Annotated in this window: 25 protein-coding genes; 21 read left to right on the forward strand and 4 right to left on the reverse strand. The window is 64.7% G+C overall.

All coding sequences use genetic code 11. The features are described from left to right. Nucleotides 1–6 precede the first annotated feature (6 nt). The 7 genes from JQ632_RS31095 (at nt 7) to JQ632_RS31125 (ending at nt 5,941) form a co-directional block, all read left to right on the forward strand. Nucleotides 7–771: an ATP-binding cassette domain-containing protein gene (locus tag JQ632_RS31095; RefSeq protein WP_212406472.1), complete on the forward strand. Its 765-nt coding sequence runs from the start codon at nt 7–9 to the stop codon at nt 769–771. Next, complete coding sequence (locus tag JQ632_RS31100; protein ID WP_212406473.1) at nt 771–1,841, forward strand: ABC transporter permease; 1,071 nt, start codon at nt 771–773, stop codon at nt 1,839–1,841. Before JQ632_RS31095 ends, JQ632_RS31100 begins: the two co-directional genes overlap by 1 nt. 210 nt (nt 1,842–2,051) lie before the next feature. Beyond that, on the forward strand, nt 2,052–2,984 hold the full coding sequence (locus JQ632_RS31105; RefSeq protein ID WP_212406474.1) for a sugar-binding protein: 933 nt from the start codon (nt 2,052–2,054) through the stop codon (nt 2,982–2,984). 217 nt (nt 2,985–3,201) lie between these two features. Next, nucleotides 3,202–4,179: an aldo/keto reductase gene (locus JQ632_RS31110; RefSeq protein ID WP_212406475.1), complete on the forward strand. Its 978-nt coding sequence runs from the start codon at nt 3,202–3,204 to the stop codon at nt 4,177–4,179. Between the two features lies 1 nt (nt 4,180). Continuing rightward, the gene (locus JQ632_RS31115; RefSeq protein WP_212406476.1) at nt 4,181–5,035 is read left to right on the forward strand and encodes an amidohydrolase; all 855 of its coding nucleotides are present in this window, start codon (nt 4,181–4,183) and stop codon (nt 5,033–5,035) included. 172 nt (nt 5,036–5,207) lie between these two features. Next, nucleotides 5,208–5,438, forward strand: a complete 231-nt coding sequence (locus JQ632_RS31120) for a DUF2892 domain-containing protein (RefSeq protein ID WP_212406477.1) — start codon at nt 5,208–5,210, stop codon at nt 5,436–5,438. Continuing rightward, nucleotides 5,435–5,941, forward strand: coding sequence for an RNA polymerase sigma factor (locus JQ632_RS31125; RefSeq protein ID WP_212406478.1), 507 nt, complete (start codon nt 5,435–5,437; stop codon nt 5,939–5,941). Before JQ632_RS31120 ends, JQ632_RS31125 begins: the two co-directional genes overlap by 4 nt. Nucleotides 5,942–6,610: 669 nt before the next feature. Here JQ632_RS31125 and JQ632_RS31130 read toward each other — a convergent pair. The 3 genes from JQ632_RS31130 to JQ632_RS31140 form a co-directional block, all read right to left on the reverse strand. Further along, a complete protein-coding gene (locus JQ632_RS31130) occupies nt 6,611–6,976 on the reverse strand; it encodes a nuclear transport factor 2 family protein (protein ID WP_212406479.1) in 366 nt (121 codons plus the stop codon). Nucleotides 6,977–7,087: 111 nt separating this feature from the next. Continuing rightward, nucleotides 7,088–7,438: a RidA family protein gene (locus JQ632_RS31135; RefSeq protein ID WP_212406480.1), complete on the reverse strand. Its 351-nt coding sequence runs from the start codon at nt 7,436–7,438 to the stop codon at nt 7,088–7,090. Between the two features lie 122 nt (nt 7,439–7,560). Further along, entirely contained in the window at nt 7,561–9,216 is a 1,656-nt protein-coding gene (locus JQ632_RS31140) for an FAD-binding dehydrogenase (protein ID WP_212406481.1), read from the reverse strand. Between the two features lie 254 nt (nt 9,217–9,470). Between JQ632_RS31140 and JQ632_RS31145 the strand changes: the two genes are divergently transcribed. The 5 genes from JQ632_RS31145 (at nt 9,471) to JQ632_RS31165 (ending at nt 13,838) form a co-directional block, all read left to right on the forward strand. Continuing rightward, on the forward strand, nt 9,471–9,992 hold the full coding sequence (locus JQ632_RS31145; protein ID WP_212406482.1) for a hypothetical protein: 522 nt from the start codon (nt 9,471–9,473) through the stop codon (nt 9,990–9,992). 134 nt (nt 9,993–10,126) lie between these two features. Further along, entirely contained in the window at nt 10,127–10,321 is a 195-nt protein-coding gene (locus tag JQ632_RS31150; RefSeq protein ID WP_212406483.1) for a hypothetical protein, read from the forward strand. Between the two features lie 25 nt (nt 10,322–10,346). After that, nucleotides 10,347–10,937, forward strand: coding sequence for an SCO family protein (locus tag JQ632_RS31155; RefSeq protein WP_212406484.1), 591 nt, complete (start codon nt 10,347–10,349; stop codon nt 10,935–10,937). A 95-nt stretch (nt 10,938–11,032) separates the two neighbouring features. Beyond that, nucleotides 11,033–11,968, forward strand: coding sequence for a transporter substrate-binding domain-containing protein (locus tag JQ632_RS31160; protein ID WP_212406485.1), 936 nt, complete (start codon nt 11,033–11,035; stop codon nt 11,966–11,968). A gap of 226 nt (nt 11,969–12,194) precedes the next feature. After that, nucleotides 12,195–13,838 carry a lysine--tRNA ligase gene (locus tag JQ632_RS31165; RefSeq protein ID WP_212406486.1) on the forward strand — a complete coding sequence of 548 codons (1,644 nt, stop codon included), beginning with the start codon at nt 12,195–12,197 and terminating at the stop codon, nt 13,836–13,838. Between the two features lie 550 nt (nt 13,839–14,388). Here the strand turns inward: JQ632_RS31165 and phnF are convergent. Continuing rightward, nucleotides 14,389–15,120 carry a phosphonate metabolism transcriptional regulator PhnF gene (phnF, locus tag JQ632_RS31170; protein WP_212406487.1) on the reverse strand — a complete coding sequence of 244 codons (732 nt, stop codon included), beginning with the start codon at nt 15,118–15,120 and terminating at the stop codon, nt 14,389–14,391. A 113-nt stretch (nt 15,121–15,233) separates the two neighbouring features. Here phnF and phnG point away from each other — a divergent pair, with 113 nt between their 5' ends. The 9 genes from phnG to JQ632_RS31215 are packed head-to-tail and all read left to right on the forward strand — an operon-like array spanning nt 15,234 to nt 22,201. Next, nucleotides 15,234–15,689 carry a phosphonate C-P lyase system protein PhnG gene (gene phnG, locus JQ632_RS31175; RefSeq protein WP_249152661.1) on the forward strand — a complete coding sequence of 152 codons (456 nt, stop codon included), beginning with the start codon at nt 15,234–15,236 and terminating at the stop codon, nt 15,687–15,689. A 4-nt stretch (nt 15,690–15,693) separates the two neighbouring features. After that, nucleotides 15,694–16,305 (forward strand): phosphonate C-P lyase system protein PhnH, encoded by a 612-nt coding sequence (phnH, locus tag JQ632_RS31180; protein ID WP_212406488.1) that lies wholly within the window; start codon nt 15,694–15,696, stop codon nt 16,303–16,305. A 1-nt stretch (nt 16,306) separates the two neighbouring features. Then, nucleotides 16,307–17,410, forward strand: a complete 1,104-nt coding sequence (locus tag JQ632_RS31185; RefSeq protein WP_212406489.1) for a carbon-phosphorus lyase complex subunit PhnI — start codon at nt 16,307–16,309, stop codon at nt 17,408–17,410. Beyond that, nucleotides 17,407–18,309 (forward strand): alpha-D-ribose 1-methylphosphonate 5-phosphate C-P-lyase PhnJ, encoded by a 903-nt coding sequence (locus JQ632_RS31190; RefSeq protein ID WP_212406490.1) that lies wholly within the window; start codon nt 17,407–17,409, stop codon nt 18,307–18,309. Before JQ632_RS31185 ends, JQ632_RS31190 begins: the two co-directional genes overlap by 4 nt. Continuing rightward, nucleotides 18,302–19,099: a phosphonate C-P lyase system protein PhnK gene (gene phnK, locus JQ632_RS31195; RefSeq protein ID WP_212406491.1), complete on the forward strand. Its 798-nt coding sequence runs from the start codon at nt 18,302–18,304 to the stop codon at nt 19,097–19,099. Before JQ632_RS31190 ends, phnK begins: the two co-directional genes overlap by 8 nt. 8 nt (nt 19,100–19,107) lie before the next feature. Next, entirely contained in the window at nt 19,108–19,806 is a 699-nt protein-coding gene (gene phnL, locus JQ632_RS31200; protein ID WP_212406492.1) for a phosphonate C-P lyase system protein PhnL, read from the forward strand. A gap of 13 nt (nt 19,807–19,819) precedes the next feature. Next, the gene (locus JQ632_RS31205) at nt 19,820–20,977 is read left to right on the forward strand and encodes an alpha-D-ribose 1-methylphosphonate 5-triphosphate diphosphatase (protein ID WP_212406493.1); all 1,158 of its coding nucleotides are present in this window, start codon (nt 19,820–19,822) and stop codon (nt 20,975–20,977) included. Then, nucleotides 20,974–21,558, forward strand: a complete 585-nt coding sequence (gene phnN / locus JQ632_RS31210; protein WP_212406494.1) for a phosphonate metabolism protein/1,5-bisphosphokinase (PRPP-forming) PhnN — start codon at nt 20,974–20,976, stop codon at nt 21,556–21,558. Before JQ632_RS31205 ends, phnN begins: the two co-directional genes overlap by 4 nt. Nucleotides 21,559–21,589: 31 nt before the next feature. Beyond that, entirely contained in the window at nt 21,590–22,201 is a 612-nt protein-coding gene (locus tag JQ632_RS31215; protein ID WP_212406495.1) for a pyridoxamine 5'-phosphate oxidase family protein, read from the forward strand. Nucleotides 22,202–22,567 lie beyond the last annotated feature (366 nt).

Consider the following 22,567-nt stretch of genomic DNA (forward strand, 5'->3'; position numbering starts at 1 on the left):
CCGAACATGACAACCCCTTCTACAAACGGCCAGCCGGTCCTGGAGCTGACGGGCATCGGCAAGGAGTTCGGCGCGATCCGCGCCCTGCACGACGTCGACATGCAGGTGTTTCCCGGCGAAGTGGTCGGCCTGATGGGCGACAACGGCGCGGGCAAATCGACGCTGGTAAAAGTCATTGCCGGCAATTTCCGCCCCAGCCATGGCGAGATCCGCTTTGACGGCAACGCGGTCCACTTCCATCGCCCGATCGACGCCCGCGGTGTCGGGATCGAGGTCGTCTATCAGGACCTCGCCTTGGCGGACAATCTGACGGCGGCCGCCAACGTCTTCCTCGGCCGCGAGCTCAAGCGCAAATTTGGCCCCATCTCGTTGCTCGATCACAAGGCGATGGCGGCGCGCGCGCTGGACCTGTTCGGCGAGCTGCGCTCGGAGACGCGGCCGCATGATCTGGTCAAGCAGATGTCCGGCGGTCAGCGCCAGGCGGTGGCGATCGCGCGCACACGGCTCTCCAACGCAAAACTCGTGATGATGGACGAGCCGACCGCCGCGATCTCCGTGCGCCAGGTCGAGCAGGTGCTGAGCCTGATCCATCGGCTGAAAGAGCAGGGCGTCGCCGTGATGCTGATCTCGCACCGCATGCCCGATGTCTTCGCAGTCTGCGACCGCGTCGTCGTGATGCGCCGCGGCGAGAAGCGTGCGGACAAGTTAATTGCTGATACCAGTCCCGAGGAAGTCACCGCCCTCATTACCGGCGCAAAGGAGGCGGCGTGATGTCCGTACCCATGGAAACCCCGATTTCGTTCACCAATGTCGGCCGCAGCAAATGGTGGCAGCGCGGGATTTTTGCGTCCCAGACCGGCTACGTGCTGGCGGCACTCCTGGTGCTGATGCTCGTGATGCATTTCGCCAGCCCCTATTTCTTCACCCAGGGCAATATGCAGAACGTGGCGAAGAACTTTTCCTTCATCGCCATCGCCACGCTCGGAATCACTTTCGTCATCATCACCGGCGGTATTGATCTCTCCGTCGGCTCGATGATGTGCTTTTCTGCGATGATCACCTCAATGGTCATGGTCGAGCTGTCGGCGCCGGGATCGCCGTTCGTCCATTTGGCCGCCGACGGCAAGGCCGTCGTCGCCAATGTGCCCGGATTGATCCTTCTGGTCTCGGTGCTTGCAGGGCTGTGCGCCGCGTTGATCGTTGGGCTCGTCAACGGCTTCTGCATTGCGGTGCTCGGGCTGTCGCCCTTCGTCACCACGCTAGGCATGCTCTCGATTGTGCGCGGACTCGCCTATGTCGTCTCCAACGGCCGCGGCAGCTTCCCGGGCGGGCCGGACGCCGAATATTTCTACGCGCTCACCTCGGGCGATGTGCTTGGCATACCCGCGCCCTTCATCTATCTGGTGATACTCGCCGCCGTGATGGCGGTTGTGTTGCATCACACGAGTTTCGGCCGCTACGTCTTCGCGCTCGGCGGCAACGAGAAGGCGGCCGAACTGACCGGCATCTCGGTCGTGCGGGTGAAGATCGAGGTCTATGTGATCTGCGCGCTCGCCGCCGGACTTCAGGGCATCATCATTTCCGGCTGGCTGGGTTCGGCGCCGGCGAACATGGCGACATCCTACGAACTCAACGTGATCGCGGCCGCCGTCATCGGCGGCGCCAATCTCGCTGGTGGTATTGGCGGTCCGCTCGGTGCCATCGTCGGCTGCGTGCTGCTCGAGGTCATCCGCAACGGCCTCGTGCTCGCGCAGGTCAACGCCTACTGGCAGCAGACGCTGGTGGGCGTGATCATTATCCTGGCCGTGCTGGTCGATCGCATCCGCTCGCGCATGACTTAGAGCATGATCCGGACCCGGAGGGCCGCGTTAGCGAAAAGTGCGAAGCGGTTTTCCGGAAAGATCATGCTCAAACAAAGACCTGAAGCGAAATGATGATTCATCCTCATTGCGCTTCAGAGAGTTACTCCGGAAGGACAACGCAAGGTCGTCTATCCGCCCGCCGGAGCATCACATCACAAAGGATAGGCACCAAAGTGTGGAGGGAAAGTAATGAAGAAGCTTCTGTTGGCTGGCGTGACCATCGCGATGATGGCGACTCCGGCATTCGCCCAGACCTACAAGTTCGCCGTCGTGCCCAAGGCGATGAACAATCCGTTCTTCGACGTGGCGCGCGACGGCTGCCTGAAGCGTGCCAAGGAGCTCGGCAACGTCGAATGCATCTACAAGGGGCCGATCGAGCATGAGCCGGCGACGCAGGCGCAGATCATCCAGGACTTCATCACCCAGAAGGTGGATGGGCTCGCGATCTCGGTGGCCGACGTTGCGGCGATGACCAAGTCGATCGAGGCAGCGACTGCAGCCGGCATCCCCGTCATCACGTTTGACGCGGATGCGCCGGGTTCCAAGCGGCTCTCCTACATCGGCACCAACAACAAGGACTTCGGCCTCGCGCTCGGCAAGCAGTTGCGCGAGCTTCGGCCCGAGGGCGGCAAATATGCCATGGTCTCCGGCGGCCCGGGCGCGAAAAACCTTGCCGAACGCGTCGATGGTGTCCGCGAAGCGCTCAAGGGCTCGAAATGGGTCGAGGTCCAGGGTTCGCCGACCTTCTGCAATGACGATTCCGCGCTTGCGGTTCAGCAGATGTCGGACCTGCGTACCGCAACGCCCGACCTCGCCGCGATCGTGCCGGTCGGCGGCTGGCCGATGTTCGCGCCGGAAGGCTACAAGGCCTTCGTCAACAAGAACAAGAAGGATATCGACGCCGGCAAGCTCACGCTCGTCGTCGCCGATACGCTGAAGATGCAGCTCGAGCTGCTGCGCGACGGCTACTCCAACGCGCTCACCGGCCAACGCCCGTTCGAGATGGGCGAGAAGTCGATGGACGCCTTGCTCGCGATCAAGAAGGGCCAGAAGGTTCCGGAAGTGATCTACACCGGCCTCGATCTGGTGACGAAGGACAACGTCGCTAAACTGTTGAAGTAGCGACGTCAAAGCAGGAACGTCACCCAGCCCCGACGTTCCCGCCGTGGCAACCCTCTCCCCTTGTGGGAGAGGGTGGCTTCGCGTAGCGAAGCCGGGTGAGGGGTCTCTCTCCGCGAGTCCATGCCGCTGTGAGGCGCGGAGACAACCCCTCATCCGGCGCTTCGCGCCGCCCTCTCCCACAAGGGGAGAAGGGAAGAGAGCTCGCAAGGTGCAAAAAATGAAAAAAGCCCAGCTTGCTAACGGTCTCGACGTCAGCGCAATCGGCCTCGGCTCGGCGCCACTCGGCGGCCTGTTTTCAGCCGTCAGCGATGCCGACTCGGAAGCCACCATCGCAAAGGCCTGGTCGCTCGGCGTGCGCTTCTTCGACACCGCGCCGCTCTACGGCTTTGGCCTCGCCGAGCGCCGCCTCGGCGCTTTCCTGCGCCAGCAGAAGCGCGACTCCTTTGCGATCTCGACCAAGGTCGGCCGGCTGCTGCGCCCCGAGGCCAACTCGGGCGAAGACGATCACTACAAGGGCGCGCCGGCGCTCCGGCCGCAATTCGATTTCAGCTACGACGGCGTGATGCGCTCGGTCGAGGAAAGTCTCGAGCGCCTCGGGCTCGATCGCGTCGACGTGCTCCTCGTGCACGATCCCGACGATCACTATGACGACGCCGTCAACGGCGCCTTCCGCGCGCTGATGCGCCTGCGCGACGATGGCACCGTCAAGGCGATCGGGTCCGGCATGAACCAGTCCGAAATGCTCACGCGTTTCGCGGAAATCCTGCCGGTCGACTGCTTCCTGCTTGCGGGACGCTACACGCTGCTCGACCAGGGCGCGCTGACCGCGCTATTCCCGATCTGCCGCGCAAAGAACATCGGCATTTTGCTCGGCGGCATCTACAACAGCGGCATCCTTGCCAATCCGCATACCAGTGCGAAGTTCAATTACCAGGATGCCGACGCTGCGCTCGTCGCCCGCGCGCTGGAGCTGGAGGCGCTGTGCAAGAAGCACGGCACCGAGCTCAAGGCCGCCGCGGTGCAGTTCTGCATGGCCCATCCCGCGGTGACGGTCGCAGTTCAGGGCGCGCGTACGGCCGCCGAGGTCTCCGAGAACATCGCGATGGCCGAACTGCCGGTGCCGCAGGCCTTCTGGCAGGAGCTGCGCGCGCGCAAGCTGGTGGATGCGAACGCGCCGCTGCCGGGCGGAGCCTGACATGATGATCGACGGCCATCAGCATTTTTGGGATCCGGCGCGCGCCGACTATCCCTGGATGGAGGCGGCCGAACTCGCGCCGATCCGCCGTGCCTTTGCGCCCGCCGATCTCGCGCCGCTGCTCCGTGCCAACGGCATCGATGCCAGCATCGTCGTGCAATGCCGCTCGTCGATCGAGGAGACCGAGGAATTTTTGCGCCTCGCCGATGCCACGCCCTTCGTGATCGGTGTCGTCGGCTGGGCGGACTTGACGGACGGCGATCTCGACGTGACGCTCGGCCGGCTGCGTGACTCACCCGGCGGTGCAAAGCTGGTCGGCATCCGTCATCAGGTGCACGACGAGGCCGATCCCGACTGGTTGCTGCGCGAGGACGTGCAGCGCGGCCTGACGGCGGTGTTCGCGCACGATCTCGCCTACGATTTTCTGGTGCGCACGCGCGAGCTTCCGGCCGCCATCGCAACCGCGCAGGCCTTTCCGCGCGCACGTTTCGTGCTCGACCACGTTGCAAAACCGCCGATCGCCGACGGTTTTAGCCGCGACTGGGCTGACCTGCTCGCAGCGCTCGCGACTTGCGGCAATGTCTGGTGCAAGATCTCCGGCCTTGCCACCGAGGCCAAGTGGGACGATTGGGACGCGGAGCGCCTGTTTCCCTACGTCGAGCACGCCGCAAAATGTTTTGGCGAGGACCGCCTGATCTTCGGCTCGGACTGGCCGGTGTGCCTGCTTGCCGGCAGCTACGCCGAGATCAAGGGCGCGCTTGAGGCGTGCCTTGCGCGGCTTGGCAGCAATGTCTACGAGAAGGCCCGTGGTCGCAATGCCCGCGATGCTTACCTTCTCGCAAAGCCAGGACGCTGAGCGCGACAACCAGCCCGTGCACCGTGGTTCATTGCCGGCAACTCTCGGCTGTGGTTGCGCCGGCATGAGCATGCGTATCGGGGCAGGCCGACATTTTTCTCAGGAATCCTGAACCCTTTTTGCTTCGGTGAGGCTCTTGTCAGGTGTGAACGCCTCATCGAAAGGATCATGAATGTTCTACCGGAAGAACCTCCCTGCCTGGGAAAGGATTGCGCGTCTGGTCGCTGCGGCGGCGATGGGCGTATGTGCGGCCCGTTTTTGGGGCACGCCCGTCGGCTATCTCTGGGCCGTGCTTGCCATTCCCATGGCGCTGACGTCCGTGGTCGGCTTCTGTCCCATGTGCGCCTTGGCCGGCCGAAGGATTCGGGCAAAGAGCGAGCTGCAAGCTCAAGGACCGGAATGACCTCCCGGATCGAGCACGGACTGCTTGAGGCGGCAAGGCGGGGCGACGAGCAAGCGCTTGCTCGTCTGCTCGATGCCTGCCAGCCAGATTTGCGCCGCTACGCCCGACGCAACTGCGCAACGGAAGACGTGGAGGAGGCGATCCAGGATGCCCTGCTCATCCTGTATCGCCGCCTGGGGGCCTTGCGCACGATCGCCAGCTTTTCGGGGTGGCTCTTTCAGATCGTCAAGCGAGCCTGCCTGCGCAGATTTCAGAGGCGAAAATCTGAAGGATTGAGTGGGGACGACCAACACCAACCGGAGGAATCCCTGGACATCGACCTGCGGCTGGACCTTTGCCGCTCGATCGCGATGCTGCCCGAACTCTATCGAGAAGTCGTCATCCTGCGTGACGTCAAGGGACTGAGCGCTGAAGAGACCGCCAGCGAGCTCGGTACGTCGGTCGAGGCCGCCAAGAGCCGACTGCACCGCGCTCGTTATCTGATACGCCAATCCCTTGCATAAAGAGGCCCAATTGACCTTCGGTAGTCGTCGTATTTCCGTTCATCTTCTCAGAGGCGTGGGTGGTTTCCTTGCGCTTGGCGCAGCGCTCGCGACCATGAATACGACTCTTTGGCCGTCCCTCGTTCTGCTTCCCGTGTCCCTCTATCTGCTTCGGGGGTGTCCGATGTGCTGGACAATCGGTCTGTTCGAAACCTTGGCCATGCGTTTTCATCAGCGATTGGCGGGTGGGGAAGAACGAAACTGAGGTCCTCCCATTGGCGTCTCTTTGGTCGGCTTCGTGTCACCCTCTCCCACGAGGGAAAAGGGGAAGGAAGCGCGCCTTTTGCGCCGGAGCCGCCGATTTTCTCGACGTGTCAAGCGCTTCACAGGATTCACAGGGCATCACGCCGGAAATCAGCGGCTACTGTGCATGGGGTTGTTTTCGATGTTTTGGTCGGAGCCAACTCTTATCCTCCCCTGGAGGGGAGGGCGCGCTGCGCATTGTTGTGCCCTCGCCCCTTGTGGGAGAGGGCAGCTCCGCCGGGAGACACGAGCTCATTGGGGTGAGGAGTCTGCCTCCGCGACGACTCTCGCTCGTACTGTCATCCGCGGATGGAGACCCCTCATCCGGCGCTTCGCGCGCCACCTTCTCCCACAAGGGGAGAAGGAAGGCCGATGCCGATCCCTACCTCACGCTCCGGCGGGCACCTGATCGAGAAAGCCGGTGATGCTCTTGATGCGGCCATCGCTCAGCACGGCGAAATCGGTGCCCTTGATCGGGCTGTCGACGCCGTCGGGACCGAGACCCCAGCTAAAGCGCACATGGTCGCCAAAACCGTTGGGCTCGCCGATCAACTTGAAGCGGAAATCGGGAAAGCGCTGCTGCACGCCCGCGATCAGCGCATCGACGCCGGCATGGCCGTCGCCCTTCATCAGCGGATCGACATAGCTCGCATCCGCGGTCCAGTCGCGGCTCAGCATGTCGCGGCGGCGGCTTTCGGTGCGCTCGTTCCAGAGGTCGATGTAGCGGCGGGCGATTGTCGTGACGTCGGTCATGGTGCTCTCCTTCGATGGCGCCGTTTGCTTCGGCTGACCGTCACTATCGAAGGTTCACGCGCGCTGATCGATTACCTCGGAGGTTATCAGCGCGCGTGATTTCCTTGGACATTACTTCGCCGCGACCACCATGATCTCGACCGTGTACTGCGGCGCCGCCAGCTTGGCTTCGACGGTGGCGCGCGCAGGCGTGTTGCCGGGCGACACCCAGGCGTCCCACACCGCGTTCATCTCGCCAAAGGTCTTCATGTCGGTGATGTAGATCGTCGCCGAGAGCAGCTTCGACTTGTCGGTGCCGGCCTTGGCGAGATGGCCGTCGATGGTGGCGAGGATATCCTGGGTCTGCTTCGTCACGCTCTCGCCGGCGGCGTTGCTGGCGACGACGCCGGCAAGATAGACAGTGTTGCCGTGGACGACGACCTGGCTCATGCGCGGGCCGGTTTCGAAACGCTGGATGCTCATCGGGATCTCCTGATTGAATGGCGGCACTGTCTAGCGCAGCGCCTCGTGCTCCGCCACCCCGTTCAGAGCAGGCCGCGAACCTCGCCGCGCATGTCTGCAGCATCGCAACGGCCGCATCATGCTCACACCGCCTTCGCCGCCGCGCGTCCTGCGTTGCGGCCCGAGAACAGGCAGCCGCCGAGAAACGTGCCTTCCAGCGAGCGATAGCCATGCACGCCGCCGCCGCCGAAGCCGGCGGCCTCGCCGACTGCATAGAGCCCCGGAATGAGCTGACCGCCATTGCCGAATACGCGGGAGTCGAGGTCGGTCTCAAAACCGCCGAGCGTCTTGCGGGTGAGGATGTTGAGCTTGACCGCGATCAGCGGCCCGTGCGCGGGATCGAGGATGCGATGCGGGGCGGCGGTGCGGATCAGCCTGTCGCCGATATAGCGGCGCGCATTGTGGATGTTCATCACCTGCGCGTCCTTGACGTAAGGGTTGGCGATCTCGCGATCACGCGCCTCGATCTGGGCCTTGATGTGGTCGAGCTTCAACAGATCGCTGCCGGCGAGCTTGTTCATGGCCGCCACGAGGTCGTCGAGCCGGTCGCGCACGATGAAGTCGACGCCGTGCTGCTTGAACGCCTCCACCGGCGCCGGCGCGCCCTTGTTGGTGGCGCGCTTCACCGTCATGCGCCAGCTCTTGCCGGTGAGATCCGGATTCTGCTCCGAGCCGGACAGCGCAAATTCCTTCTTGATGATGCTCTGCGTCAGCACGAACCAGGAATATTCGTAGCCGGTCGACATGATGTATTTGAGCTGGCCGAGCGTGTCGGAGCCGGGAAACAGCGGCGTCGGCAGCCGTGCGCCCGTGGCGTCGAACCACATCGAGGAGGGGCCGGGCAGAATGCGGATGCCGTGGCGCGGCCAGATCGGATTCCAGTTCTGGATGCCCTCGACATAATGCCACATGCGGTCGCGGTTGATCAGCCGCGCGCCGGCACTTTCCGTGATGCCGATCATGCGGCCGTCGACATGCTCGGGCACGCCGGAGATCATGAACTTTGGCGGCGTGCCGAGCCGCTCCGGCCAGTTCTGCCGCACGAGATCATGATTGCCGCCGATGCCGCCGGAGGCGACGATCACGGCCTGCGCCTTCAGCGTGAACTCGCCGACCGTCTTGCGCGAAGTGCTTTTGCCGCGCTCGACATTGTCGGGCTCGAGGATCGCGCCGCTCACGCCATCGACGGTGCCGTTGGTGATCGACAGCGCATCGACGCGATGGCGGAACTTGAAGATCAGCTTTCCGCTCTTGGCGGCCTCGCGCGCGCGCCGCTCGAACGGCTCGACGATGCCGGGCCCGGTGCCCCAGGTGACGTGGAAGCGCGGCACCGAATTGCCGTGCCCCATCGCGTCATAGCCGCCGCGCTCGGCCCAGCCGACCACCGGAAAGATGCGATGGCCCATCGCGCGCAGCCAGGATCGCTTCTCGCCGGCGGCGAAGGCGACATAGGCCTCCGCCCATTTGCGCGGCCAGTGATCCTCGTCGCGGTCGAAGCCGGCGGTGCCGAGCCAGTCCTGCATCGCGAGGTCGAAGGAGTCCTTGATGCCGAGCCGGCGCTGCTCCGGCGAATCGACCATGAACAATCCGCCGAACGACCAGAACGCCTGGCCGCCGATTGACTGCTCGCCCTCCTGGTCGACGACGATCACGCGCTTGCCGGCATCGGCAATCTCGGTTGCGGCGACCAGCCCCGCCAGTCCCGCGCCGACGACAATGACGTCCGCTTGCTCTGCCATTGAGTTCCCCCCCCTGTATTCATCCGGATTGAAGCCAGCCGCCGTCGCTGAGATCAAGGGTGCCGGGCGTAAGAGCCCGTTAACTTGTTCCACTTTGGGATAGAGACCGGCCAAGTGCAGCGCGGGCGCAACACCGGATTTGAATTTGTTTTGAGCGAGCTCGCGTGCCTAGACAAAACCACAGAGACGACGGACCTTAGTATCGGTCTTGCATCACCTGACACGCGGATTCGAATTCGACTGGGGCGGGGGACATGAAGGTTCTGACGGGGTTGCTCGCGTTGGTGCTCTTGCTCGCGGGTATGGGGGTGTCTCACGCCGTGGTCCGGATCGCGGATGATCGCGGCGGCAGGATCGGTACCTATGTCGACAGATACCAGGACCTGCGTCAGTCCGGTGAGACCGTCATCATCGACGGGCTCTGCGCCTCGGCCTGCACCATTGTTCTCGGCGCCATCCCGTCTGACCGTATTTGCGTGACGTCGCATGCAACGCTCGGGTTCCACGCCGCGTGGGATTTCGGCTCCAACGGCCGGGCGGTGACCAATCCCGAAGCCACCCACATGCTGTATTCGATGTATCCGTCGCAGGTGAAGCGGTGGATCGCACACCGCGGCGGCCTCACCCCGCGCATGATCTTCCTCAGGGGCAAGCAGCTCCAGTCCATGTACAAGCCCTGCTACCTGGACGCGCAGGCCTCGACCAACCGACCGTCGCGCCGGGCTCTTCCGCAAACGGAACAGCTCGAGTCCGCCCGGGGTCAGCTGCTTCACTGATATCACCCTGATCCCGGGGCAGGCGTTCCCTGGCCTGCCAGCAGCGCCGTGGCCTGCCGGCAGCGCTTGCCCAGGCGCAAGCCTGCGCCTATTTGAAGGGCAGGGAACCGGCGCGTATCGCCCCGGTCATTGTCATGGCACAACCACTGCAATCAGCGCATCCGGTATCGGACAATTCGCCCACTGCCGGCAGGACGCCGTCCGTGCTGCTATTTGCGGGCGCAGGGCTTGGCGGTCTCGCCGTGCTCGCCACGCTGGCGCTGTGGTTCCACTACGGCACCCAGGTGTTCTTCGAAACGATCAGGGCCGGCCTGTCCGCCTGCTTCTGATCCGTAAAACGGGATTTCATCCACGATGAGCCGGACTGCCCGCCCGCTGGTGATCGCAACCGCCTTCGCCGCAAGCCTCGTCGTCGGGCTGCTCCTGATGTTCTGGGCCATGGGCGGCGTGCGCAATGTCGCCCAACCGGCGGCGATCGGCGGCCCGTTCCAGCTCACCGACCAGAACGGCAAGACAGTCACCGACAAGGACCTCAAGGGCAAGCCGACCCTGATCTTCTTCGGCTACACCCACTGCCCCGACGTCTGCCCGACCTCGCTGTTCGAGATCTCCGAGGTCATGCGCGCGCTCGGCAAGGATGCGGGTCGCGTGAATGCCGTTTTCATGTCGGTCGACCCCGAGCGCGACACGCCCGCGGTCATGAAGGACTACCTGTCGAGCTTCGATCCGCATCTGGAGGGCCTCTCCGGCGATCTGGCGGAGGTGGAGAAGGTGATCAAGTCCTACCGGGTCTATGCCAAGAAGATCCCGGGCAAGGACGGCGACTACACCATGGATCACACCGCGCTGGTCTATCTGATGGACCGCGAGGGCCGGTTCGTCTCGCCCTTCAACCTCAAGCGGACCCCCGAGGAAGCCGCCAGCGACCTGAAGCGCTACCTCTAACGGCCTTGGGCTGGGCTCCGAAACGGCGCTCGCGTTCCCGGCGGGATGGGCTATAAGGCCATCCAATTCCAACGAAATCCCGCTAGTCTCCGCCGATGGCTTCCGCGCAACAGGCCAAATCGCCCCGAATCATCCGCCTGCTGGCCGCCCTTGCGGCCGGAGCCTGCGTGTTCGCGGGCGCCGCCCATGCGCAGCAGACCACTCCGCCGCCCAAGGCCGGGGCAAAACCCGCCGAGGCGGTGCCCCAGACCGCGCCTCAGGCGGCCCCTCAGGCCGTGCCCGGCTTTTGGGACCCGCGCCGCCGCCCGGAGCGGCCGGACCTGTCGCGCCTGACCGTGATCCGCTTCCTGACCGAGACCGACTATCCGCCGTTCAATTACACCGGCGCCGACGGCAACCCGGCCGGCTTCAACGTCGATCTCGCGCGCGCGCTGTGCGACGAGATCAAGGTCACCTGCACCGTGCAGATGCGCCGCTTCGAGACGCTGGTCGATGCGCTGTCCTCGAACCGGGGCGATGCCATCATCGCCTCCATGGCTGTCAGTCCGCAGCTTCGCGCGCGCGTCGACTTCACCGATCCCTATTACCGCGTGCCGGCGCGCTTCGCCTCGCGCAAGGACGCTGTCATGCCGGAGATCCGCCCCGAATATCTCGAGGGCAAGAAGGTCGGCGCGATCGCGGGCTCCGCGCATGAGGCTTACCTGAAGGCGATGTTCACCGACGCCGAACTGCATCCCTATCCCAACGACGACGCGCTGCGGACCGCCCTGCGCCGCGGCGAGGTCGATTTCATCTTCGGCGACGCCATTTCGCTCGCGTTCTGGATCAACGGCACGGATTCCGGCGATTGCTGCGCCTTCTCCGGCGGCCCCTTCGTCGAGAGCCGTTTCTTCGGCGAGGGCATCGGCATCGCCGTGCGCAAGGGCAACGATTTGTTGCGGCAAGCCCTTAACTGGGCGCTATTCCGCGTCTGGGAAAAGGGCCGCTACACCGATCTGTGGCTGCGCTATTTCTCGGTGAGCCCGTTCTGATTTCTTCACCTCGCCCCGCTTGCGGGGAGAGGTCGGAAGGCGCGCGAAGCGCGGATTCCGGGTGAGGGGGACTCTCCGCGAATCCAACTCTCACCGTCCCCGCGGATAGAGCCTCTCACCCAAACCCTCTCCCCATAAGAACGGGGAGAGGGAGTAAGCGCGGTGAGCTCCCCGCAAAATTGCATTCTGCCCGGAAATCGCTATTTTCCGCGGCCCGGAGGCCCTTATGTCTGTCATCGATCCCGCCGCAAGCCCGAGCGATCTTCGCGCGCTCGCCGAACAATCCAACGCCTGGCCGTTCGAGCAGGCGAAGGCCATTGTCGCGCGGCTGAAGAAAAGCCCGAAGGACGAGGTGCTGTTCGAGACCGGCTACGGTCCGTCCGGCCTGCCGCATATCGGCACCTTTGGCGAGGTCGCGCGCACCTCGATGGTGCGTCATGCCTTCCGCGTGCTGACCGAGGACAAGATCAAGACGCGGCTGCTCGCCTTCTCCGACGACATGGACGGCCTGCGCAAGGTGCCGGACAACGTGCCCAATCGCGACATGATGGCGGCCCATCTCGGCAAGCCGCTGTCGCGCGTGCCGGACCCGTTCTCCAACGAGCACCCCTCGTTCGGTGCCGCCAACAACGCGCGCCTGCGCGCCTTCCTCGATCATTTCGGCTTCGACTACGAGTTTGCCAGCGCGACCGACTACTACACGTCGGGCCGCTTCGACGCGACGCTTCTGAAGATGCTCGCCGCCTACGACAAGGTGATGGCGATCATCCTGCCGACGCTGGGGCCGGACCGCCGCGCGACCTATTCGCCGTTCCTGCCGATCAGCAAGACCACCGGCGTCGTGCTGCAGGTGCCGATGATCCGCCGCGACGTCGCCGCCGGCACCGTGACCTATGTCGACCCTGATACACACGAGGAAGTCGAAACTCCCGTCACCGGCGGCAATGTGAAGTGCCAGTGGAAGGCGGATTGGGCGCTGCGCTGGGTCGCGCTCGGCGTCGACTATGAAATGGCCGGCAAGGACCTGATCGATTCCGTAAAGCTCTCGGGCCAGATCGCGCGCGCGCTCGGCGGCACGCCGCCGGAAGGCTTCAACTACGAGCTCTTCCTCGACGAGAAGGGCCAGAAGATCTCGAAGTCCAAGGGCAATGGCCTGACCATCGACGAATGGCTGCGCTACGCCTCGCCGGAATCGCTGACACTGTTCATGTATCGCGAGCCGAAGGCGGCGAAGCGGCTCTATTTCGACGTCATCCCGCGCAACGTCGACGACTATCAGCAGTTCCTCGACGGCTTTCCGCGGCAGGACGCCAAGCAGCAGTTCGGCAACCCGGTCTGGCACATCCATCACGGCCATCCACCGAAGGCCGACATGCCCGTGACGTTCCAGCTCCTGCTGACGCTGGTGTCGTCGTCGAACGCTGAGAACGCCGAGACGTTGTGGGGTTTCATCGGCCGCTATCGCCCGGGCGTGACGGCGAAGACGCATCCGAAGCTCGACGCGATGGTCGGCTACGCCATCAACTATTATCGCGACTTCGTCGCGCCGACCAAGCAGTTCCGCGAGCCGACGGATGGCGATCGCGCCGCGTTGCAGGATCTGCGCGATGCGCTGTCGCAACTGCCGCAGGAGGCATCCGCCGAAGACATCCAGAACGTCGTCTACGAGATCGGCCGCCGCGAGCCGTTCCTCGACCACGTCAAGAAGGGCAAGGACGGCCGCCCCGGCGTGACCCTCGACTGGTTCAACATGCTCTACCAAGTGCTGCTCGGCCAGGAGAAGGGCCCGCGCTTCGGCTCCTTCGTCGCGGTCTACGGTGTCGGCAATGCCGTCAACATGATCGACGGCGCGCTGGCGCGCAGCGCGTAGCGGCTCGCGTAGTCCGGATGGAGCGCAGCGTAATCCGGGTTCTTGCTTGCATGATGCTGCAGTGATCCCGGATTGCGCTGCGCTCCATCCGGGCCACAATCTCCCTGCGCCCGCATGCCGCAAATCCGGATGGCCGGCCTGCGGCAATATCAACCGCCACCACCCTGAATTGCGCTAGACTGCCCACATAAGCGTCCGGGCGTCCCGCTAGCGAAAAATCGTCCCGGACCACAACAAACAGGTCAGCAGGGAGGTGTCATGCAGTTGGTGGGTTACGCTCAGCGACTACGCTTCGCGCAGTCGCAAGGCTAACCCACCCTACCGATTCCGAGCGCTTGGCTAGATCTACTCCGCGTAATCCGGCTCCTTGCGATCCAGCAGGCGCTTGAGCGCATCGAAATGACGCTGCGAGGGCGTCGGCCCCTTGTAGAGATGATCGTCCCTGTAATCGCGCTGGGTCTTTGTTTCCGCGTTGACAGAAGTGGTGGGTTACGCCGTGCGGCCTGCGCTTCGCGCGGCCACGGGGCTAACCCACCCTACAAGAGCGCCGTCACCCGTTCTCGATCAAGAATTCCACGCGCTCCGCGGCAAACCTTGAGCGCTTCGTCACCAGCGGCTTTCCCGCCGGATCGACGTCCGTCGAGTCCACCACCAGGATCGGCCGTCCCAGCGCGAGATCGAGCCGGGCCGCGTCGGTCGCGTCGACGATCCCTGCGGTGATCCGCGTTGAGCCGCGCGCGTAGTCGCGGATGCCGTAATGCGCCAGCAGTTTTGTCATCGAGCGCGTCGCGGCGAAGACGTTGCCGGCGTCGGGAAACAGTTCGGCCGATAGCCAGGACGTCGAGACGCAGATCGGTGTGCGGTCGGCGAGCCGCACCGACTCGATTCGCACAAGATCAGCTCCCGTCTTCAATCCCAATTCACGCGCAAGCTCGCGGCTTGCCGCCTCCTCGGAGGCCTCGATCAGTTGTCCGCGCGGCTCGCGGCCGCCGGCGCCGACGATCTCGGAGAATCGGGTCCGTGAACGCAGCGGATAGGCCAGGCGCTGGGCTTTGACATAGGTGCCGCTGCCGCGCTCGGCGCGCACAAGGCCGCGCTCGGCAAGCGCCGCCAGCGCGCGCCGCACCGTGTGGCGGTTCACGCGATAGGTCTCGGCGATCTCCATTTCGCCCGGCAGTTTCTCGCCGGCGGCGAAGCGGCCGTCGGCGATGCCGCGCTCGATGCCGTCGGCAACGAGGCGCCACAGCGCGACGCCGGAAGAGACGGTGTCCTGCAAGCTCATGACGCGAAGCCTGGCTCCAAAATCACACGTTTGTCACGAAACAGTCATGGCGCTTCATTATGAAGTTGTCTATTATCATAGACAACTTCGATCAGGCAAGTTTGGCGATCCGCATGACCCGGCAGGACAGTCAGCAAATCCAGCGCAAGGCCGCGATGGCCGTGCTGGTGCACGCGGAGGCGGGCGAGATCGCCGCCCGCCTCCGCAACATCGCACTTCCGGCACATGAGACGCTGCGGGAGCCGGAAAACGGCCTCGTCATGCTGCGCGGCCGGGTCGGCGGCGACGGTGCGCCGTTCAATCTCGGCGAAGCGACCGTTTCCCGCGCCGCGGTGCGGCTCGCGGGCGGCGAAGTCGGTTTTGGCTACACGCTCGGCCGGGATGGGGAGAAGGCGCGTTTGATCGCCTTGTGCGATGCGCTGGTGCAGTCGAAGGAGTTTGGCGTTGCTGTCGAGCGAGAGGTCGTTGCGCCCTTGCGTGCGAGCCTCGCTGCGCAGCGCAAGCAGCGTGCGGTCGAGACGGCGGCAACGAAAGTCGATTTCTACACCATGGTGCGCGGTGAGGGGTGAGGCCATGACCACGATTGCGGAACTGCCGCCGGGTTTTGCCGACAAGGTGCTGTCGGCGCAGTCGACGTTTCGCTCCGTGATGGACGCGATGGCGCGGCCCGGCTCGGTGCGGCGGATCGCGCCGGTCGCCGGCACGCCCGGCCCGATGATGCGCGGCACCGCCGCGATCGCGCTGACGTTGTTCGATCACGACACCCCGCTCTGGCTCGATGCGCGGCTGCGGGAGAGCCCCGATGTCCTGAAGTGGCTGAAATTCCACACCGGCGCGCCGGTGGTGCAGGACTCGTCGGTGGTGAGCTTTGCGCTCATCGCCGACGGCGCAGCACTTCCACCGCTGGAGCGCTTTGCGCTCGGCAGCAACGAATATCCGGATCGCTCGGCCACGGTCATCCTCCAGGTCGAGAGCCTGTCCGACGGATGCGCCTATGAATTGCGCGGGCCGGGCATCGACGGCACCGCCGCGTTCCAGGCCGCGATCAAGCCTGCCGACCTGTTCGAGCGTCTGCGCATCAACGAGGCGCTGTTTCCGCGCGGCATCGACGTCGTGCTGGTGGCCGACGCGACAGTGGTTGCGATCCCGCGCACCACGCGCCTCGTGACGAAGGGAAGTCAGTAGAATGTATGTCGCAGTCAAGGGCGGCGAGCGCGCCATCGAGAACGCCCATCGCCTGCTCGCGCATGCGCGCCGCGGCGACCGGAACGTTCCCGAGGTGACGCTCGGTCAGATCTCCGAGCAGCTTGGGCTTGCGGTCGATCGCGTCATGAGCGAGGGATCGCTCTATGATCGCGAGCTCGCCGCGCTTGCGATCAAGCAGGCGCGCGGCGACATGATCGAGGCGATCTTTTTGGTCCGCGCCTTCCGCGCCACGTTGCCGCGCTTCGGCGCGAGCGAGCCGGTCGATACCGGCGCCATGCGCGTCGAGCGGCGGGTGTCGTCGACCTTCAAGGACATTCCGGGCGGCCAGATTCTCGGGCCAACTTTTGACTACACCCACCGGCTGCTCGATCCCCAGCTCGCCGAAGGATTTGTGCCGGAAGAACCCGCGACGGCGGAGGTTGCGACCACGGCGACGCCGCGTGTCACCGACATTCTGGGACGTGACGGCCTGATCGAGCCATCGCCGCAGGCGGCGCCGGATGCGCCGGTTGGCGATCTCACGCGTGAGCCACTCAACTTTCCGGCCGATCGTGATCTGCGGCTGCAAAATCTCGCGCGCGGCGACGAAGGCTTTCTGCTTGCGATGGGCTATTCCACCCAGCGCGGCTATGGCCGCAACCATCCCTTTGCCGGCGAGATCCGTTTTGGCGAGGTCGATGTGGAGTTCTTCGCCGAGGACGTCGGTTTTGCCGTGCCGCTCGGTTCGATCGAGCTCACGGAGTGCCAGATGGTGAATCAGTTCAAGGGATCGGCCACGGAAGCGCCGTGCTTCACCCGCGGCTATGGCCTCGCCTTCGGGCAGAGCGAGCGCAAGACCATGTCGATGGCGCTGGTCGACCGCGCGCTACGTGCCCGCGAGCTCGGGGAAGAGGTGAGGGCGCCCGCGCAGGACGAGGAATTCGTGATGTCGCATTCGGACAACGTCCAGGCGACCGGTTTTGTCGAGCATCTGAAGCTGCCGCACTATGTCGACTTCCAGTCCGAGCTCGGCCTGCTGCGCAAGCTGCGCCAGGAATTCGTTGAGGCCAATGATGTCGAGCCATTGCAGGAGGCCGCGGAATGAACGCGCCCGCCTATAATTTTGCCTATCTCGACGAGCAGACCAAGCGGATGATCCGCCGCGCGATCCTCAAGGCGATCGCGATCCCCGGCTATCAAGTGCCGTTCGCCAGCCGCGAAATGCCGATGCCCTATGGCTGGGGCACCGGCGGCGTGCAGGTGACTGCCGCGATCCTCGGTCCCGACGACAAGCTGAAAGTGATCGACCAGGGGTCTGACGACACCACCAACGCGATCTCGATCCGCAAATTCTTCGCCAAGACCGCCGGCGTCGCCACCACGACCGCGACCGAAGATGCAACCGTGATCCAGACCCGCCACCGCATCCCCGAGACGACGCTCGGAGCGGGCCAGGTGCTGGTCTATCAGGTGCCGATCCCCGAACCGCTGCGTTACCTCGAGCCGCGCGAGACCGAGACGCGGCGCATGCACGCACTCGCCGAATACGGCCTGATGCATGTAAAACTCTATGAAGACATCGCTCGCTTCGGCCACATCGCCACCGCCTACGCCTATCCGGTGAAGGTGAACGCGCGCTACGTGATGGATCCGTCGCCGACGCCAAAATTCGACAATCCCAAGATGGACAATTGCGCGGCGCTGCAATTGTTCGGCGCCGGCCGCGAGAAGCGCATCTATGCGATCCCGCCCTATACCCAGGTGGTCTCTCTGGATTTTGAGGATCATCCCTTCGAACCCTACCGCTACAACGCGCCCTGCGCGCTGTGCGGCGCTGACAACTCCTACCTCGATGAGATCGTGACCGACGACAAGGGCGGGCGCATGTTCGTCTGCTCCGATACCGATTTCTGCGAAGGCCGTCAGGCGGACGGCCATCACGGCAGCCTGAGCGCTGCTCCGTACAAGGAGAAGGCGCAGCAGCAGGAGACAAGCAATGGCTGATCAGGCTCTGCTCGAGAACGACGAGCCGCTGCTGATTGCCGACGGCCTCAGTAAGTCCTACGGCAAGATCGCGGCCTGCCGCGACGTGTCCTTTGCGCTCTATCCCGGCGAAGTGCTGGCGATCGTCGGCGAGTCCGGATCGGGCAAGTCGACGCTGCTGCAGCTTTTGTCGAGCCAGCTTGCAGCAAGCGGCGGTCGCGTGTCCTACCGCATGCGCGATGGCATCACGCGCGATCTCGCCACCCTCGGCGAAGCCGAGCGGCGCTTCCTGTTTCGCACCGATTGGGGCTTTGTGCACCAGGACCCCGCGCAGGGCCTGCGCATGGCGGTCTCGGCCGGGGCCAATGTCGGTGAGCGGCTGATGGCGGTGGGCTGGAATCATTACGGCCGCATCCGCGACACCGCCTCCGACTGGCTGACGCGCGTCGAGATCGACACGGCCCGCATCGATGACGCGCCAAAAACCTATTCCGGCGGCATGCGCCAGCGTCTCCAGATCGCGCGCAACCTCGTCACCGAGCCGCGGCTTGTATTCATGGACGAGCCGACCGGCGGGCTCGACGTCTCGGTGCAGGCGCGGCTGCTCGACCTCCTGCGCAGCCTCGTCGCCGAGCTGCATCTTGCCGTCGTCATCGTCACCCATGACCTCGCAGTGGCTCGACTGCTGTCGCACCGTGTGATGGTGATGAAGGGCGGCCGCGTCATCGAGACCGGCCTGACCGACCAGGTGCTCGACGACCCCCGCGAGCCCTACACCCAACTGCTGGTTTCCTCGATTCTGCCGCCATGAGTTTGCCGATGACCGCCATGATCGACATCGCCGACGCGCAAAAGACTTTTACGATGCATCTGCAAGGTGGCATCGAGCTGCCGGTCGTGCGCGGCGTAACCTTCCATGTGAACCCCGGCGAGTGCGTCGTGCTGTCCGGCCCCTCCGGCGCCGGCAAATCGTCGATCCTGAAGATGATCTTTGGCAACTACCGCTGCGACGGCGGCCGCGTCGGCATTCGTCACCGCGGCACGCTGGTCGATCTCGCCACCGCCGAGCCACGGCAGGTGCTCAATATCCGCCGCTCCACGATCGGCTATGTCAGCCAGTTCCTGCGCGCCGTGCCGCGCGTTGCGACCGTGGACGTCGTCGCGGAGCCGCTGATCGCCAACGGCGTGGAACGCGCGGAGGCGCAAAAGCGTGCCGGCGAGCTCCTGCATCGCCTCAACATCCCCGAGCGCCTCTGGCAGCTTCCGCCGGCGACCTTTTCCGGCGGCGAGCAACAGCGCGTCAACATCGCCCGCGGCTTCATTTCCGACTTGCCGATCCTGCTGCTGGACGAGCCGACCGCCTCGCTCGATGCCGCCAACCGCGCCGTCGTGGTCGAGTTGATCGCCGAGAAGAAACGCCAGGGCGTCGCCATGGTCGCGATCGTCCATGACGACGAGATCCGCCGTCTGATTGCCGACCGCATCGTCGATGTCACCAGCTTTGCCGCCGCGGCCTGAAGGACAAATGGAAATGAACGCGAAGCCGAATGAAGCCGTGATCGCAAACGCCAGGATTGTGCTGGCGGACCGCGTGATCGAGCAAGGCTGGATCGCTCTTGCCGACGGCAAGATCGCCGAGGTCGGCGAAGGCAGGGCGCCCGCGGGCGCCGAAGATGCCGGCGGCGACCTCGTCACACCGGGCCTGATCGAACTGCACACCGACCATCTCGAAGCCCATTACGTGCCGCGTCCAAAGGTGTTTTGGGACCCGATTGCCGCTGTCATCTCCTATGACGGCCAGCTCGCCACCTCGGGCATCACCACCGTGCTGGATTCCTTGCGTGTCTGGCGCGAGGACGGCGCCGAAGAAGTCGACGGCCGCGCGGGCATTCTGGCGAAGGCGATCACGGCTGCACGTGACGAAAATCTGCTGCGCGCCGACCACTTTTTGCATCTGCGCTGCGAGATCCCGATGCCGAGCGTGGTCGAGGAGGCCAAGGAGCTGATCGGCCGCCCCGACGTGCGGCTGATGTCGCTGATGGACCACACGCCCGGACAGCGCCAGTTCCGCGACGAGGTCAAGCTGCGCGACTACTATCGCGGCAAGGGCGCCGGCATGACCGATGCCCAGCTCGACGAGCTCTTCGCCAAGCGTTTTGCCTATCAGCAGGCCTATGCGGCCAACAACATGCGCGAGATCGTGGCGCTGGCGCATGAGTACAGGATTCCGCTCGCGAGCCACGACGACACCACGGAAGAGAACGTGGTGGACGCGGTGCGCGATGGCGTTGCGGTGGCAGAATTCCCGACCACGATCGAAGCGGCGCGCGGCCTCAACGAGGCCGGCATCGACATCCTCATGGGCGCGCCGAACGTGGTACGCGGCGGCTCGCACTCCGGCAATATCGCAGCCGTCGATCTCGCGCGCGAAGGCCTTCTGGACATCCTGTCGTCGGACTACATTCCCTCGAGCCTGCTGATGGCGGCGCTGCAACTGCCGGTGGTCGCGCCCGCGATCGACCTGCCGGCCGCGATCCGCACCGTGACCAAGGCGCCCGCTGAAGCCGTTGGGCTGACCGACCGCGGCGAAATCGCGGTCGGCAAGCGTGCCGATTTGATCCGCGTGCACGTCGTCGGAAACGTTCCCGTGGTGCGCAGCGTCTGGCGCGAAGGGCGCCGCGTCGCATGAGCGAAACCCTGGCGATGGCCGAACAGAAAGAGGCGATCGGGCCGGGCCGGCTGATCCTCGTGGTCGGGCCGAGCGGCGCCGGCAAGGACACGCTGCTGGGCCTCGCGCGCGCCGCCTGCGCCGAGGACACCGACATCGTCTTCCCGCGCCGCATCGTGACGCGCGAGGCGTCGGCGGCCGAGGACAACATCGCGATGAGCCCGGACGAGTTTCGCCGCGCGCTCGATCACGGCGACTTTGCCGAGCATTGGGAGGCGCACGGCCATGCCTATGCTCTCCCGATCGAGATCAATGACGACATCCGGGCCGGCCGCACGGTCGTCGCCAATGTCTCGCGCACGGTGCTGGACGATCTGCGCTGTGCCTATGTCAACGTCGTCGTGGTCGCGATCACGGCGCCGCCGGAAGTGCTCGCCGAACGCCTGGCCGCACGCGCCCGCGTCAGCGACGGCAATATCCGCGAACGGCTCGATCGCGCTGTCGGAACCAGCGCCGACGTCACCATTGTCAATGCCGGCAGCGCCGAATATCACGGCCGGCATCTGGTGCGGGTCATCAGGAACGAGTGCTGGCACGAGTAGATCAGGCACGGAAAGCAAGGAGAGTGACGGAATGACGGTGATTGCGACGATCGACCAGCTCGAGGCCATCTACGGCCAGACCAACGACGCTTCGACCGTGAAGGTCGCCGATCACGTCACGCCACTCTATCGCACCTTCATCGAGAAATCGCCGTTTGCCGCGCTCGCGACCATCGGCCACGAGGGCATCGATTGCTCGCCGCGCGGCGACTTGCCGGGCTTTGTCCGCGTTCACGACGAAAAGACGCTGATGCTACCGGATCGCCGCGGCAACAACCGCGTCGATTCCCTGCGCAACATCGTCCGTGACCCCCGCGTCTCGCTGATGTTCCTGATCCCGGGCTCCGGCAACGCCATCCGCGCCAACGGCCGCGCGCACCTCTCCGTCGATGCCGATCTGCTTGCCTCGTTCAAGGTCGACGGCAAGGCGCCGCGCAGCGTGATGGTGATGGAGGTCGACGAGATCTATTTCCAGTGTGCGCGCGCCATCGTACGCTCCGACCTCTGGAATCCCGACAAGCGCATCGATCCGAAGACGTTGCCGACGCCCGGCCAGATCCTCGCCGAGATGAGCCAGCACACCGTCGGCGGCGAGGAATACGATCGCGCTTGGCCCGCGCGCGCTGCCGCGACGATGTGGTAGCCGCTTTCTTGCCTCTCCCCCTGTGGGAGAGGGTGGCTTGCCGGGTAGCGGCGAGACGGGTGAGGGGTTCTCTCCACGAGTCAGTCGCCCGCTCGAGTTCGCCGAGAGAACCCCTCATCCGGCACCATAGCCGAAGCTTCGCTTCGGCGTTCTTAGGAACGGCCGCCGGAGGCGGCCTATGCCACCTTCTCCCACAAGGGGAGAAGGGAAGTGAGCGGTCCTAACCGGCTACATGGGTAACAGAATAGACCGACGACATGGGTAACAGGTCAACTGTCGGCAAGGAGGACTTTGCCGATGGGTTGGAAGGAGACCTGTGCCGTGGACGAGCGGATGCGCTTTATGGTGGCGGTTGAGAAGGGCGAG

The sequence above is a fragment of the Bradyrhizobium liaoningense genome (genome assembly GCF_018130955.1).
Lineage (GTDB): Bacteria > Pseudomonadota > Alphaproteobacteria > Rhizobiales > Xanthobacteraceae > Bradyrhizobium > Bradyrhizobium liaoningense_C.